This is a genomic window from Desmonostoc muscorum LEGE 12446, from assembly GCF_015207005.2.
Lineage (GTDB): Bacteria > Cyanobacteriota > Cyanobacteriia > Cyanobacteriales > Nostocaceae > Nostoc > Nostoc muscorum.
In genome coordinates this window covers 1,818,516-1,834,976 of record NZ_JADEXS020000001.1, presented here as the reverse complement: position 1 = coordinate 1,834,976, position 16,461 = coordinate 1,818,516, and the positions used below count along the sequence as shown (strand labels likewise).

Annotated in this window: 9 protein-coding genes and 1 pseudogene; 4 read left to right on the top strand and 6 right to left on the bottom strand. The window is 39.2% G+C overall.

From position 1 onward, the window contains the following. Positions 1–27: 27 nt before the first annotated feature. From IQ276_RS07990 to IQ276_RS07970, 5 genes are all read right to left on the bottom strand, one after another. Positions 28–2,373, bottom strand: coding sequence for a CHASE2 domain-containing protein (locus tag IQ276_RS07990; protein WP_235115517.1), 2,346 nt, complete (start codon positions 2,371–2,373; stop codon positions 28–30). A 351-nt stretch (positions 2,374–2,724) separates the two neighbouring features. After that, entirely contained in the window at positions 2,725–5,484 is a 2,760-nt protein-coding gene (locus IQ276_RS07985; RefSeq protein ID WP_193917580.1) for a beta strand repeat-containing protein, read from the bottom strand. A gap of 242 nt (positions 5,485–5,726) precedes the next feature. After that, positions 5,727–6,476 carry a hypothetical protein gene (locus IQ276_RS07980; RefSeq protein ID WP_193917578.1) on the bottom strand — a complete coding sequence of 250 codons (750 nt, stop codon included), beginning with the start codon at positions 6,474–6,476 and terminating at the stop codon, positions 5,727–5,729. A 204-nt stretch (positions 6,477–6,680) separates the two neighbouring features. Continuing rightward, the gene (locus IQ276_RS07975; protein WP_193917576.1) at positions 6,681–7,460 is read right to left on the bottom strand and encodes a hypothetical protein; all 780 of its coding nucleotides are present in this window, start codon (positions 7,458–7,460) and stop codon (positions 6,681–6,683) included. Positions 7,461–7,794: 334 nt separating this feature from the next. Next, positions 7,795–9,018, bottom strand: a complete 1,224-nt coding sequence (locus IQ276_RS07970; RefSeq protein ID WP_193917574.1) for a calcium-binding protein — start codon at positions 9,016–9,018, stop codon at positions 7,795–7,797. A 382-nt stretch (positions 9,019–9,400) separates the two neighbouring features. Here IQ276_RS07970 and IQ276_RS07965 point away from each other — a divergent pair, with 382 nt between their 5' ends. From IQ276_RS07965 to IQ276_RS07955, 3 genes are all read left to right on the top strand, one after another. Continuing rightward, entirely contained in the window at positions 9,401–10,573 is a 1,173-nt protein-coding gene (locus tag IQ276_RS07965; RefSeq protein ID WP_193917572.1) for a sigma-70 family RNA polymerase sigma factor, read from the top strand. 18 nt (positions 10,574–10,591) lie between these two features. Beyond that, the gene (locus tag IQ276_RS07960) at positions 10,592–11,749 is read left to right on the top strand and encodes a DUF1822 family protein (protein ID WP_193917570.1); all 1,158 of its coding nucleotides are present in this window, start codon (positions 10,592–10,594) and stop codon (positions 11,747–11,749) included. A gap of 184 nt (positions 11,750–11,933) precedes the next feature. Then, the gene (locus IQ276_RS07955) at positions 11,934–14,525 is read left to right on the top strand and encodes a CHAT domain-containing protein (RefSeq protein ID WP_193917568.1); all 2,592 of its coding nucleotides are present in this window, start codon (positions 11,934–11,936) and stop codon (positions 14,523–14,525) included. A gap of 643 nt (positions 14,526–15,168) precedes the next feature. On the opposite strand, the pseudogene IQ276_RS07950 reads toward IQ276_RS07955, so the two are convergent. Beyond that, a pseudogene (locus IQ276_RS07950) lies at positions 15,169–15,378 on the bottom strand (peptide ligase PGM1-related protein); the annotation flags it as partial. Between the two features lie 79 nt (positions 15,379–15,457). Between IQ276_RS07950 and IQ276_RS07945 the strand changes: the two are divergent. Further along, positions 15,458–16,456: an IS630 family transposase gene (locus tag IQ276_RS07945; protein WP_193926121.1), complete on the top strand. Its 999-nt coding sequence runs from the start codon at positions 15,458–15,460 to the stop codon at positions 16,454–16,456. The last annotated feature ends 5 nt before the right edge of the window (positions 16,457–16,461 follow it).

Sequence of the window (16,461 nt, the reverse complement as noted above, 5' to 3'; positions counted from 1 at the left end):
AGTTTGTTGTTAAGCAAAATGATATTTTTATCCTAGCTGGATAGGTTTCATGACGCCTAAGATGACAGCACTACCTCCTAAAGCGATCGCCGCAGGTACTAAAGGAACCCAACAACTGTATAGTATTAACAATATTAGGCAAAAAATGTACAAAGTCAGGAATGCCGCCCCAACTGCCAAGCTGAAATAAATTACTTGTCGGAGATAGATTGTTAGCAAGCCCCCGACAATAGCCCAACCCCATACCCACATCACTTCACCCCATATATGCCAAGTCCCTAACAAAGGTCGGCTATCCAAAGCCGCACTTAATAACTGGCTAACCATCTGTGCTTGTAAAAATACTCCTGCTATTTCCTGTGGTTTTCCTTGAGAGGAGGCGTAGGGAGTTAATGAATAATCACGAAAGCTTTCGGCTGTTGTGCCAATTAAAACTATCCGGTCTTTGACTGTATCGGCTTGGAGTTGTCCAGCGAGTGCTTGTTGTAGGGTAATGCGGGGTGCGATCGCTTCTAAGTTAGAAAAAGAGCGATAATTGAGGAGAATTTGGTGTCCTAAAGCATCAATACTTTGGTAGCCTCCGGTGTGAGTTTCGATGGGTTTAAAGGTTAGCTTTCCTAGTTGCCATGCATCATCAGCGGTGAATTGTAACTTAATTCCTTTATCATATAAATAGCGTAATGTCAACTGCACACTTAAGGCATAAGGTGCAGTACAGGGAGATGAAGGAGGGGGAGTTAACGCCAATAAATGACGGCGTACTACATTATCGGCATCGATGACGATATCACTGAAACCGAGAGCGTCGGCAGCAACTTCTGGTGGTGGTTTGATGCCTGGTTTGGTAGTTTGGGGGTCACTAACTTGACATACTGCCACAAAGCGATCGCTTTTTTTCATTTGTGCAGTCAACTCTGGATAAGCTGGCTGCACAGCATAATCTCGGTATATATCCAAACCAATGACCCGTGGTTGATATGTCTCTAATTTTGCCAACAACTTACCAAGAGCCTCATCTGATAAAGACCCCCGTCTATCACGAGATTGGGCTTGTACATCTTCTTCGGTGACAGTAATTACCAGTATGCGCGAATCTGGTCTTTCCTGGGGACGCAGACGCAGCAGGTGGTCAAATGCCATTAATTCCCATGATTGCAGTAAACCAAAATACCGTACCCCCATTAACAGTGGTATTATGACTATGCTGGTAAACATCACCACAGACAAAGCTTGTCGTAGATTGATACCTCCCCTAGTGGAGATTTCGGGTACAGAAGTTACTTGACTATTCTGATTGACGTGTAATTCTTGCCAGAATAGAGGCATCGCTGCTGGATTTTGATAAATTACAGGCAACCAAGTAGCGCAGGGAAATTGACTTTCTAGCCCTTGCAACCGTTCTCGCGCCTCTCTGACTGCTAAGTATAAAGATTCACCACGGGCAAAAGCTTCTAAAAAATACTTGAGAAATTCTTGCGCCACCCTATCAGGAACAGGTTCTCGCATGACGATGATTTGCGGTATCTGCAAATCTGCAAACTCCCGCGCCAAACCCAAACCATCGCAAGAGTTAAAAATCGCCAGATGTAAACCCCGTTCCACTGCTTTCCGCAAAGCGTACTTTAACTGAGTAATTGTCAAACTCTCTGTTTGATTAATATCAATTTTCCCTGCATCACCGCTTTTATCAGTAGCGCTATGGCCAGCGAAGAACAAAATCTGCCAGTCTTGCTCCCATAGTTGGTCAGTCAAGTCTTTACTTGATGGCTCAACTAAGAAGATAATATTTGCATGAGGTAACTCTTTCAGCCGCTGACTATCAGCTTGGATATCAATTCCTTGACTATTACCTAAAATAGCTAAAACTTTCACCTGCGATTTAGGTGGTGAGTTGCGATTGACTTGTTCATAACTAGGCGCACTCAGAGCAATTTCGGCTTTTGGATAGCGTTCTAGCAAATCCCACAAATGCCAAGGAAGTTTTTGCAATCTCAGGTCATTGGTTTGTAGTAGTACACGGATATGGTCTTCTGGTAGAAGTTTTTCCAGCCATTTTTCGCGGATTGGGCGAAAAGTATGGGAAGATAGCCAGGTATTTAAATGAACTCTCAAAGTATCCGCAGCTTGTTGGCAATCTTCCAAGGAATGGGTTTGTTTTGATGGCTTAGGAATACCGATAGGACGACCAGAAAATTTGAGTTTACAGTAAATAGACTGCCATTGATGGTAATAAACGGGAATGTCTGAGTTTGGTGGTAATTCGCTAGTAATTTCTACATTGGGACGAGCATTTTCATCACCAATTTGCAGAGTTATCGGAAATCCCGCCTCAAAACTTCCTGCGCCTAACTTTAAAACTACTAACTTGTCCAACGTCAGTACTCCAGATATGGCAAATTTTTCTCAGAAGATGTTTTAAAAGTCATAATTGATGTATCAAATATTTTTTACCCCACCCTAACCCTCCCCTTATAAAGGGGAGGGAACAAGATTTTACGGTTTCCCCCCAATGCATCGGGGGGATTAAGGGGGGTAATTCGACTTGTGTGTACACCGTAGCTTTATAAAGGGGAGGGAACCAGATTTTCTTGTTTCCCCCCTTTATAAGGGGGGATTAAGGGGGGTAATAATTCGATTAAAATCACATACCACTTTTCAAACAACCTCTAACTCCCTTAGTTAACTATCAGATAATGAAATTAACTGTTGCTTCTTCGTCTGCTATTACTTGACCGAGCAAACACGACTAGAAACAGACAAACCACTCGGCGTAATATTTGGGACTTCAGCTACTAGAGATACAGTACCATTTTTATCGACAATCCAGCCTTGGGCTTCGACTATTTCCGGTGTGGGAGATTGAGGAGTTTCATTAATTACATTATTGTTTTGACGAGTATTTATCGTATCTAATGTTATCCATCGTGCTGTAGATACTTCACCTTGAAATGGTTCCATCGGACTGCGGGCAATTCCTCCCCGTCCTGTGAGGGTAAAAGAACTACGTCTAGCGGAACTTCCGGGATTACAACTAGAGACAATTTGTTGTGACGCATCAGTAAAATTGCTAGGTAACTCTACTAAGCCGCGACTGGGGTCTACATCAGGCGTATTAATTGTGACTGTACCTGTTAAACCAAACTGAGAACTAGCGTCAATATCATTAGTGTTATTTAGCGGCGTTGATGGGCGTTGTGCTAAACCAAAAATACTTTGAGCATTAATATTAATATTGCCACCTTTTCCTTGAAAAGCATTAGCGACAATATCATTATTTTGATTGAAAGAACCAACAACAAAGCCATCAGGTGCGTTAATGCTAATGTTACCTCCACTAGCATCATTGAAAGCTTGGGCAGAAATCAGACTTTGATTTTGCAACGCTAAAAATTCTAGGTTTTCTAACCTGATATTTGCACCTTCACCAGCATTGGTTTCTGCGGTGAGTTTTCCTTGGTTGAGGCGAATAGTGTTGGCGTTTGCAGTTAAGTTCCCTGCTGCACCAGTACCTGTGGCGCTGACGGTGACTTCTCCTCCCTCACGGACATTCAAAATTGGTGTGTTGACAAATAAACTTCCAGCTCTACCGCTTCCTTGAGCTTCGGAAAATAACGTACTGGGTATTTCTTCACCGCCAATGGTTCCAGTACCAATCACATCTACAGACTCAGTAGCATTGACAGTCAAAGTTCCGCCTGAGCCATCACTAAATGAGCCGGCTCTGACTTCCCCGCCATTGCGAATTAGCAATTGTCTCACGTTTATTGTGGCAGTACCTCCCTGACTGGAACCGAAATTGTCTGCTGATATTCTGGCTCCATTTTCGACAGTCAGAGTATTGGTAGTAATGTTTAACTCTCCAGCATCGCGGGTAGCTTCTGGTTCAGCAGAAACGAGGATGTTACTTCTATTTTTATCATCTGGTGTTGCTTTGGCTATGAGTGCAGTTCCACTCAAGATAATAGAATCAGCAGCATTGATAGTTAAAGTTCCTCCTTTTCCGCCACTGCGTGCAGATGTGGAAATTTGCGCTCCACCCAAAACATTTAACTTTTGAGTGTTAATAATTAAATTGCCACCGTTACCTGTAGCGCCTTCACTAACTTGAGCAAACAAACCACTACCTTTTAAGCCATCTGGTGTCCTCCCTTCAACTGTTACTGACTCAAATGCTATAACCCTCAATTCTCCAGCATTACCTGCGCCAAAAGTATCAGTTGACACCTGTGCCCCTCCTTGAACCAGCAGCTTTCCAGTCTCAATTGCTAATACTCCACCATTACCTATAGCTGTTTGTTCTACTCTGGCAAATAAACCACTTGGTATAACCTCCTCCAAAAAAGGTGAGTTTGAGATTCCTGACAGTTCAATAGACTCTGAAGCTTTTATTGACAAATCTACTCCTCTGTCTATGCCGTAAGTAGTAGTTGAAACTTGTGCGCCGCCTTGCACAACTAAACGCCTAGTTTCAATAGTGAGAGTCTTTCCTTCGCCTGTAACTTCCCCTTCAACTTGATTGAATATACCTGTTGGTAAGAAATCTTCTAATGTCCCTAGTAATTCTAATTCCTCCAAAGCACGTATCTTAAAATTACCTGATTCTCCGCCAGTTCGAGCTATGGAATTCACTTGACTACTTTGAGTTATGGTAATGCGCCTTCCCTGGATTTGAACATCAGCACCGAGAAAATCACTGGAACCAGCATAGGCTGCTTGAGACAGCATGATATCTTGAAAATTTTGCACACCCTCGTAACCTAACATCCAACCTTTATCTATAGGTGTTAGGTTGACAAAACTGTTACCTGAGACACTACCTAACTCAATTCTTCCTCCTGGTGTTGTTAAAAAGCCTCCCTCTAAGGCTACTTCGCCACCAATAAGTCCTAAGGTTTTAGCTGAGGATACTTGCAGACCAAGAGGATAGTAAAATGAGTCTAGTGTATTAGCTTGATTAATAATTTTCCCTGGCACTTCACCAAAACCTAAACCTACAGGCACACTGATAGTCAGTAGAGGATTAACTTGAGTTGGTGCGGCTAAAAATTCAGTTCCATCAACAAATTTTATTTTATTAGCTGTACTGGCAATAAAGGAACCACTAACATTAAGCAAGGCGTTGGGGCCAAAAATAATTCCATTAGGATTAATGAAAAATAGGTTAGCTGCATCAGTGCGAATTAATCCATCTATTATTGACGGAGATTGGCCTGTAACACGGCTAATAATGTTCTGAATATTGGCGGTGTTTTGGAAATAGGCAACGCCATTTGTAGGAATAGAAAATATCTCAAAGCTATGAAATAGGTTCTTGCCAACTATCGTTCCACCGATAATTTCACAATTTGTACAATTTAGTGGAACGATAGAGTTATTAGGTAAAGTTTGATCTGGAATTATTTGCGCCACAGCTGGTGTAGTAGCAAATAAATAGCATGGAATTATTCCACTGAATATACATAAAAAAATCAATAAATAATTCATAATTATAGTCTTCTTTAATTTAGAAGAATTCCATTTTTTAAAATTTAGAGAATGGTTTAATATTCTCATATTAGTCATCAATGTCTTTAATCTAGAGATTATTAAATGAGTAGGTTAAATTCAGCAACAACAAACCCTAAAAAATATCTCTTTCTTACATGAACATATAAAAAACATTTTCAATCCATCCACACAGTTAAGTTTTTGCTATGTAAGCAAGAATTTTATTTCCTAAAACTGTATTACTTTTTATGATGTTTTACTGCGTAAATTGCTCCCAAAATGCCTAATGCAAGCAAACTAGTTGTTGTTTGAGATTCAGGTATCCTTGTTAGGTCTTCTTCAAAACGATTTTGTAGAAGAATCCTTCCTGTTACTATTGTATCTTCAGAGAAGAGTCTGACTTTACTCAATAAATCTTGTTCAAAAATATATGAAAAATCATTAAGAGCTTGGTCTTTATTAAACCCTAAATTAGAGAAGTCTAATCTATAACGTTGAACAGGCTCTACTTCTCCTAATTTGAAAATACTATAAGCTATAGTATCTCTACCTTCAAAGAAAGGATCATTAACAATCAATTCAGCCTTTAAATCACCATCAAATGGAATAATAGGAGGATCGGGATCATATTCTTCTATAAGAATCAGAAATCCAGAATCATCAACTTTGTATCTTCCGTTATCCAAGCCAGAAGTACAAATTGGGACGTCGGTATCATAAATCAGACAAGGGCGTGCTAGAAGACCTTGTTTATAATTTTCTATCGCTTTTGGGAAAAAACCTATATTACCAAAAAAAGTATAAGTATCACCTATAGTGTTACCATCTCTATCTTTGTCTACTAAATTAAATTGAGATGTTACAGAACTTTCGTCTCCCCCCATTAGCGAAAAGCCGTTGCCTTTCCTGATTATTTGAGATACCGCAGGTTGCATAAATGCTGATGTCACAATCACAGTAGCCGCAGCTAAAGCCATCATTGATTTCATTAGGGGTTCTCCAATATTTCTGCTGATTAAATAGATTTAAATCCTAATCATGGGTAATAGTTATTTAGTCATTAGTCTTTGCTAACTACTAATTCATCCCAAATTTTATTGGCACTTGTATCGGCACTTAAGTAAAACAGCTATCAATAATCAGCCAGGGCAATTATTTAATTATACACTGGCTATAATAAGTAATCTTATATTTCAGATTGATATTATTTTATTTTTTAGTACTAAAATTGCTCCCAACACTCCTAATGAAAGCAGGGCAGTTGTGGCTGAGGATTCCGGAACAGTTTTTATCTCTTCTTCAAAACTGTTGTGTAACGAAACACCATATCCTATCTGTTCAATACCTCCAACACTAACGACGCTTCTGGCTTCACTAAACAAATTCTGTTGCAATATATATGTCAAATCGTTAATAGCTCTCTCTTGAGAAAAATTAAAAGCAGAGAAATCTAATCTATAACGTTGAACAGGCTGAACCTCTCCTACTTTAAAAATAGTATAAGCTATAGTATTTCTACCTCCAAATAAAGGATCATTAACAATTAATTCAGCTTTTAAATCTCCATCAAATGGAATAATACCTGAATTATCGTTATAATCTATAATGACAAAGCCAGAAGAATCAACGTAATATCCTCCAAGGATAGAAGAATAAGAATTACAAATCTCTGCTTGTATATCGATATCAGGAGAGCAAGCTCGTCCCAAACTACCTTGTTTATAATTTTCTATTGCTCTGGGAAAAAAACTTAGCAAATCAGGAGGTTCAATCTTCTTAGTCTCCTCAGTTTCCTTTATGGCATTTCCATTTTTATCTGTATCTACTAAAGTGAATTGTTCCACTACGGGTGTTCCATCTCCCCCCATTAGCGAAAAGCTGTTGCCTTTCCTTATTGTTTGAGATGCCGCAGGTTGCATAAATGCTGATGTCACAATCACAGTAGCCGCAGCTAAAGCCATCATTGATTTCATTAGGGTTTCTCCAGTAATTGTATTAATTAAATTTATTTAAATTGCTTGTTGATCCATTATTAAATGGAAGTAATTAATTTAATTTAAAATGTTTAATAATTTTACCTCTTAATGTTATGTGAATTTAATTAGAGATTTTTTGTAGTTTAATGATTTAAAATTAAACCACAACGAAACTACAAATTACCTTATTTTTATCATATCTATATGATGTCTTTATGAAAAATTTAAGTTAATTATGAACGATTGTGCAACTTCTTAAGTTCAGAGGAGTGTAAGTTTCCACAAAGTAGTAAAGGGGTGCAAAGAAAGCACCCCTCACTTATCAAGCTAATTAACAATTACAGTTGAGTTCGATATCGAGAGAAGTTGAAAAACCAGCAGGTTTGTTTTCCAGAATGGCAAATACAGTACCGTGGTAAGATAACGCACCAGTAGCGCTGTTATAAGAAAACTGGCTAGTAGAGGTTGCGCCAAAGGATGAGCCAAGACAAATTTTGTCGCCTTCACTCCACTTGAAGTCCTTAATGGTGTCTACACCTTCAAACTTAGAATTGAAGGCGAAATGATCTGCACCTGTACCACCCCAGAGGGTATCATTACCAAAACCGCCAACTAAACAATCATTACCGGCTTCACCGTAAAGTTTGTCATTTTCATTACCACCGTAGAGTTTGTCGTTACCAGTCCAACCATAGAGAATATCAGTACCATCTCCACCAGAAACATAATCATCGCCTACCCAGCCATCTAGGTTATCGTTGCCAGCTTCGCCGTAAAGGTAGTCATTGCCATCACCACCATCGAGGTAGTCGTTACCCGTCCAACCATAAAGAACATCGTTACCGGCTTCACCATAGACGGAATCATTACCTGTCCAGCCATCTGCGTAGTCATTCCCAGCGCCAGCGTAGACAATATCATTGCCACCTTCAGCATAGATGGAGTTGTTAGCACTGTTACCCTTGATGATGTTGTTCAAGTTGTTACCTGTACCATTGATAGCTGCACTACCTGTCAGAGTTAGGTTTTCAACATTTGCGCCAAGAGTATAGCTAATAGAAGAGTTGACGGTATCAGTACCCTCGGATACGTACTCGGTCACTAAATCTAAGGCAGTATTTACATAGTAGGTGTCATTGCCTGTACCACCATACATTTTGTCTGCACCAGAACCACCATCTAAAATGTCGTTACCACTCCCACCATAAAGGGTGTCGTTGTCAGCTTCGCCGTAGAGTTTGTCATCCCCGCTACCACCAGAGAGGTAATCATTACCTGTCCAACCATAGACAACATCGTTACCTGCTTCACCATAGACGTAATCATTATCTGTCCAGCCATCAAGGGTATCGTTACCGTAACCGCCAAAAATAATGTCATTACCCCCACCACCTGAAACATAATCATTATCAGAAAAACCAAGAACAGGACTTACAGGGCCAGCGTAGATAGTGTCAGCACCGTTATAGCCATAGATACTGTCACTTCCTGTGAGACCGTCAATGATGTCTGCACCATTAGTTCCATTGATTACATCGTTCCAAATAGTAGCCATCTTTGTTTTTCCTTGTAAATCTAAATTTTTAGCTAGTAGTCCACCAGACCAACTTTGATGGATGAATAAGTAAGTTCGTAGTGAACGCGAACAGCGTCTCGTAGAGAGGACTTTAGTCCTTGGCTTGAGCGCTTTAGCGCTGACTACGAACCAAGCATTGTTGACTTAACGGACTTACTAGATTTTGGTTCAACTGATTTACTGCACTTTGTTGATGCTTTATCAGTCAGCCTTCTTTCTGGGTGTTACTACGATGGCTTTTTCTGTTTATGCACCCAGTAGGCAAATTTTTTTGAAAAAATCTGGAAAATACCGGAATCTTGCATATTACAATTAAGTAGAAATTCGTAAACTTTAAATTTCCTATACTCACAAAATTTTCATGCAACCCCGACAGGGCATTATTGAAATCTTCTCGACGTTTGTGCAGTTTGATGCAGATACGTTCAGCGTTTGGGTAACAGATAGCAAACTACAACGAAGTATCAAAAAATGCTTAGAACAATACCCACAACAAAAATCTGAAAATTTCTGGTTGCTTTACTGGTACAAAATCTGGCAAATGGAATCCAGCCCTCTTGCTGTGGGACATATTTCTGCTTATTTGCAAGAGGTTTGCTATTGGGTGGCGAGAAAAATAGCCGTGAATTTTAGCAGTCAATATGATGTTGCTGATTGTTTTCAGATTGCTATTTCCTGCATTTCTAAAATTCTCAAAAATTTTAATCCTGAATACACTACAAACTTAAAAAGCTATGCTGCATATGCTTTTGAGCGGTTTCTCAAGGACTGTTTACGTCTAGGAAAAGAAGCAGATATCTGTACCGACTGGGCTTTACTGCATAAAATTAGTCGCAAGCGGTTGGTAAATTCCCTAGAAAATGCTGGTTTTAGCAGTCAAACGCTCAATACTTACGTCTTAGCTTGGGAATGTTTTAAGGAACTCTACACCAGTGATAACCAAACAATCCGTCAGTTAGGTAAACCAGATAATACTACATGGCAGGGAATCACTCAGCTTTACAATAGACAAAGCTTGAGTCAACTGACTCCAGAAAATTTGGAAGCATTGCTGAGTAGGTGTGCTAAAGCTGTGCGTGATTTTCTGTATCCCAAGTTTGTGTCTGTGGATGCTCCTATGGATGGACAAGCATCAGGTAATTTATTGGATACATTATCCGCAGATTTACCATCATCTTTACTGACAGAAATTATTGCTCAAGAAGAAGCTACAAGCAGAAAAACACAACAAGCACAATTAAACCAAGTTCTCATAGATGCTATAGCAGCGTTGGATATTCCATCTCAAAAATTACTCCAAGCTTATTATCAGCAACGGCTGACTCAACAACAAACCGCCCAACAGCTACAAATTAAGCAATATACAGTCTCTCGTCGTCTGGCTAGTATCAAACGTTCTTTACTTACGACTCTAGCGCAGTGGTGTCTTAATTCCTTGCATATCTCCCCTACATCTGTCGTATTGGAGGGTATGAATCAAATCTTAGAAGAATGGTTTAATCATTACTATCATTCTATTAACCAAAATCCTTGAAATTAAACTATCCTGATTATGTTTGATATCTCTGCCAATTTGCATATTGATAACAAGTTATTTCTAGAAATTGTTCAGACATCACTATGTTTAGAAGAGACTTACTCTACAAATGGTGGTCGTCAACGTGCTTGGATGAATCAAGTTTGCTTAGAAACATTTTTAGCTTGGCTAAAAGCAGAAATTACACCCAATGCTAGGGTATTTCCCAACAGAGCAAGATTACCTAGTTTTTGGGAATTTGTCAATGGTACAGCTATTACTTTTGATGATGCTCGTTTGGTGATAATTCCAACTTTAGCAATGGATGTGGATGAATTACGCATACCTCAAGAATGGGTGGATATTCCGGAATGGGTAGCTGACTATTACTTGGCTGTGCAATTAAATCCCGATGAAGGTTGGATGAGAGTTTTTGGTTACACGACTCATCAAGAAGTGAAAACTTTGGGGGTTTATGATGTAGGCGATCGCACTTACAGTTTAGAATTCGATCATCTCATCCCAGACTTGAATGTGCTTTGGGTAAATCGCCAATTTCATCCTGAAGAAATCAGACGTGCGCCAGTTGAGCCTCTACCACCCTTACCCCAAACCCAAGCTACCAATTTACTCGCCAGATTAAGTAACGCAGATATCAAATTTACCCGCTTAGAAGTTCCTTTTTCACTGTGGGGAGCATTAATAGCTCATGGCGGTTGGCGACAACGCTTGTATGAATTGCGCCAAGGAATTGTTCAACCAGCGTCAATAGGGCAATGGCTTCAGGAAGGCGTATCCAATTTTGCTCAACAACTTGGCTGGGAGCTACAGCAGTTTACAGCCTCGCCTTCAGGGATGAGGAGTCCAGAAACCCCAGTATCTATCTTAGGCTTATCTCGACAAATAATAGTAGCTGGAAATACTTATGAATTACGAGTTTTCCCTCAAGGAAAGCCAGAAGAACAAATTTGGCGCTGGGAATTACGCAGTGCAAATCCACAAAATATGATTCCTGTGGGATTTCAACTCAGGCTGCTGACAGAAGACTTACAACCATTTCTTAACAATGAAGATATAGCGACAACACCTGTGGAAGAATTGTATGTGGAGGTAATGTTGGAATCTGGTGAAGGGTTGGTTTGGGAAGTTATACCTTTGCCGGCAGAATATGAACGCGAAATTTTACGTTTTTAGTTGCAGAGGGGGTTGTTCTCTGTTTCTCTGTGGTTTACAATATCTATTTAACCACAAAGGCACGAAGGTACAGAGAAGAGTACAGGACTTACGCACAGGTAACGGAAAATCGAACCGCAGAGGACGCAGAGGGCACGGAGAAATAAGAGTTTCAGAGAGTTATTGCGTAAGCCCTAGAGTAAATATGTCTTTTGGTTTAGGGGAGTGGGGAGTGGTGAAGAAGAAATTCGTTAATTTTTGTTTGCTGGTTGTGTTAACTATACTTATATGTGTTGTAGTGACTCCAGTTTTCGCAAACAGTTCTCAAAATATCATCAATCAATCTTCACGCTCAAAAATTGCTGAGAGTCAAATATTATATGAAAGTGGTAGATTTGCTCAAGCAGCACAAGTTTTACAGCAAGCTATCCCAGAATATCAACAACAGGGAGATGCTTTAAAACAAGCTGTAGCTTGGAGTAATTTATCTCTGACTTATCAGCAGTTAGGTGATTGGCAAGAAGCGCAAGTAGCTATTACTAAAAGCTTACATTTACAAGGATTTCAACAACAAGGTATAACCAATAAAAATTTAGCAATTTTGGCTCAAACTTTAGATATTCAAGGGCGCTTACAACTCCTGACAGGAAAGCCAGAAGCATCTCTTGCAGCTTGGGAGCAAACTGAAGATATTTACACTAAAATCGGGGATAAAAATGGTCTTGCTCTAGCACTACTTTATCAAGCTCAAGCATTACGGGATCGGGGCTTAAATAAGCAAGCCATTAAGAGATTAGAACGGATAAATCAAACCCTAACATCTCAAGGCGATTCTTTGGCAAAGGCAGCAGTTTTACTTTCTCTTGGTGATACGTTAGAAAATTTAGGAGAAATAGAAAAATCTCGCCTTGTATTAGAACAAAGTTTAGCAATTCATCAAAGGTTGAAATCACCGGAAAATATTGCCTTAAGTTTGCTGAGTTTAGGAAATAATGCTCGGATTCAACGAAAAATTCCCCAGGCGATCGCATTCTATCAAAAAACATTTGAAATATCACCGTCACCCATCATAAAAATTCAAGCCCGACTCAATCATCTCAATTTACTCATTGAGGAAAAACAATTCGCAGCAGCACAAACTTTAATTCCGGAAATTCAATCTCATCTGGCACAACTTCCACCCTCACGCTCATCAATTTACGCCCAAATTAACTTGGCTCACAGGTTGGATATTTTTAATACTCCCAAATCCCAAATTGCTCAACTCCTGGCTACATCTGTACAACAAGCCCGGAGTTTAGATGATATCCGCGCCGAAGCTTTTGCTTTAGGTAATTTGGGTAATTTGTATGAAAAAACGCAACAATTTGCTGAGGCGATTAATTTGACTCAACAGGCTTTGATTTTAGCGCAAAACAGCAACGCGCCGGAAATTGCTTATTTGTGGCAATGGCAATTAGGCAGATTATTAAAAGCCCAAGGTAATTTTACCGGAGCGATCGCAGCTTATGATGCAGCCATAGAAACATTAGAGTCCCTGCGTGCTGACTTAGTAGCAGTCAATCAGGATATCCAGTTTAATTTTCGAGATAATATAGAGCCAGTTTATCGGGAGTCGGTAGCTTTACTGCTGCAAAATTCTGGTGAAAAACCCGACATTAAAACATTAGAGAAAGCTAGAACACGCATAGAGGCGTTACAGTTAGCAGAACTAGATAATTTTTTCCGAGAAGCTTGTTTACAAGGACAGAGGGTAATTTTAGATCGAGTAGTAGACAAGGAAAATCCCTACACTGCCATACTTTATCCAATTATTCTGCCAGAACAACTCCAAGTAATTGTTAAAATTCCTCAGCAGCCACTGCGCCATTATACAGTTAATAAATCCCAGGTTGAAGTTGAGCGCACCTTGGCAGAACTGCGGGAATACATTTTAGAACCGGATAGAAGGGAGGAAATACAAGCTCTTTCCCAAGAAATCTATAACTGGTTAATTAAACCTATTGAATCTGATTTAGCCACAAGTCGAGTTAATACCCTAGTATTTATACTAGATGGAGCATTGAAAAATATACCAATAGCTGCTCTTTACGACGGCGAAAAATATTTGGTAGAAAAATACGCTGTTGGTCTCAGTTTAGGGCTTCAGCTATTAGTTCCCAAACCTCTGGCTCAAACACCATTGAAAGTACTGGCTGCTGGTTTAATGCAACCCCCGCCGGAGTTCCCAACATTCTCATCCTTACCAGGAGTCAAGTTAGAATTTGACCTCATTGCTCAAACAGTAGCATCTACCAAAAAACTACTAGATCGAGATTTTACCAGCAGTACTCTCGAAAAAAATGTAAATACTGTTCCTTTTAATGTCTTACATTTGGCGACTCACGGGCAATTTAGTTCTCGCCCAGAAGATACTTTTATCCTCGCTACTGATGGTTCTATCAATGTTTTACAGTTCGATCAATTACTCCGCAGTCAGAGCGACACTAATACGCAAATCATCGAATTATTAGTTTTGAGTGCTTGTCAGACTGCCACAGGTGACAAGCGTGCTACATTAGGGTTGGCAGGTGTGGCTGTAAAAGCAGGCGCACGTAGCACAGTCGCTTCACTGTGGCAGATCAACGATCAATCTACTGCCATCTTAATTGGTGAATTTTACAATGAATTAGTCAATAATAAAGTGACTAAAGCAGAAGCCTTACGTCGCGCCCAAGTAAAATTATTAACCAAGTATCCTAATTATAGTCAGCCTGGTTACTGGGCTGGTTATGTGTTAGTTGGTAATTGGTTTTAAGCAACAACATTGAAAAAGAATTCAGAAGTCATTCGATTTTGGATTTTGGATTTACGATAGCGTAGCGTTAGCGACGTAGGAGCGTCTTTTGGATTAACCTCTCCGAAGATCGAATCCGCTTTAATATTGAAACTTTTTGTTTTTATCTCCGTAAACCCAGAGGCTTGAAACCTTTTTTAGATTCTAGATTTAGATTTTAATCTAAAATCCAAAATCTAAAATCTAAAATTGTCTCGGTCAGAATACAATCAGTGGACATTCTGAATTCTGGCGACTGACGCCAATATTGCTGTTTGATAAATCAGGACTTACGCACTGTACAAATTACAGCTATTTTCAGGTAAATAGACCACAGGGGCACAGCACTGCTGTGCCCCTACGACAGATCTGGTTTTTCAAAAAACACATATTTTGTATTTCGTGTCAATGCGTAAGTCCTATAAATTAGCCCTTTCAAGGTGACTTGAAAAATCTCTTTTTTTTCTCTGTGTTCTCTGTGCCTCTGCGGTTTAAAAAGTAATTTATCTAACCACTCCAGACGCAGAGGACACAGAGGTAAGAGGTTAAAGAGGAATTTTTTGAACAAAATTTTTACCCACCTTGAAAGGGCTAGTCCTATAAATGTTGAAGTACCTCATCATACTTAGCTATATTCATCCCAAGCCACGGGAAAAGAATAATCTGAAAACGCCGAGAAAACCTGATTTTCACTGCGGGTTTCTTCATCCAAAACTTTGACAACTCTGTTATAAATATCTTGTGCTTGTTGCGGGGAATCACCGATACTGGTTAATCCCAACTTGCCAAACTGCGAAAGACAACCCATAAGATGAAAGACTGTGCCTGTTTCAGTAAGTAATTAAACAAAATTAATTACACAAATGAATATATAATATACTCTCAGAATATTTTGGATAATAATTAGAGTTAAAATGATTTTTTTGAGAGAAATCAATCCTCTTTCTTTGAAACTACTGGAGCGAATATATCGCCAAAGCAGATATCATCAGGTGCGCCAAAGAGCACATTTCTTAATTTTAGCTAATCAAGGAGTAGAGTTACAAGAATTAATGAAAATATTTAATGTTAGTTATAAGACTATCTATAACTGGATAAATCGTTGGGAATCATCAGGGATGGTTGGACTTTATAATAAACTAGGAAGAGGTAGAAAACGAATATTTAAACCAGAACAAGAAGCAAAAATTAGAGAGTGGGCGAAACTTGAACCAAGACAATTAAAAAAGACGCTACAAAAAATTAAATCAGAATGGGATATTGAAGTTAGCACTGAAACTATTAAAAGAATATTAAGAAATTTTTATATGACTTGGCATCGAATGCGACGAGATGTTGGAGGAGAGCCAGATCCTATAGAATACAAGGAAAAATCTGCACAGTTAACAGAGTTTAAACGATTAGAAGACGAAGGTAAAATTAACTTATATTACTTAGACGAAACCGGATTTTGTTTAATTCCTTCTGTTCCTTATGGATGGCAAGATATCGGAGAGTACTTAACTATTACTAGTCGCCGTAGTGCGCGCCTAAATGTTTTAGGAATCATGAATCGAAATAATCACCTTGAAGCTTATGTCTCTTTTCAAAGTATCAATTCAGATGTGATTATTGCTTGCATTGATACTTTCTTTCCCCAAGTAGATAAACCGACGGTAATTGTTGTTGATCAATCCTCTATTCATACCAGTGATATGATTATTGATAAAGTTGAAGAATGGCAAGAACGTGGCATTACCATCTTTCAATTACCTTCCTATTCACCAGAGCTAAATTTGATTGAAATTTTGTGGCGGTTTATTAAGTATCAATGGCTCGAAATAGATGCTTACAAAAATTGGCAAACCTTTGTCGCATCTGTCGAAAATATTCTCCGAGAATTTGGTAAAAACTATGTAATTAATTTTGTTTAGCTACT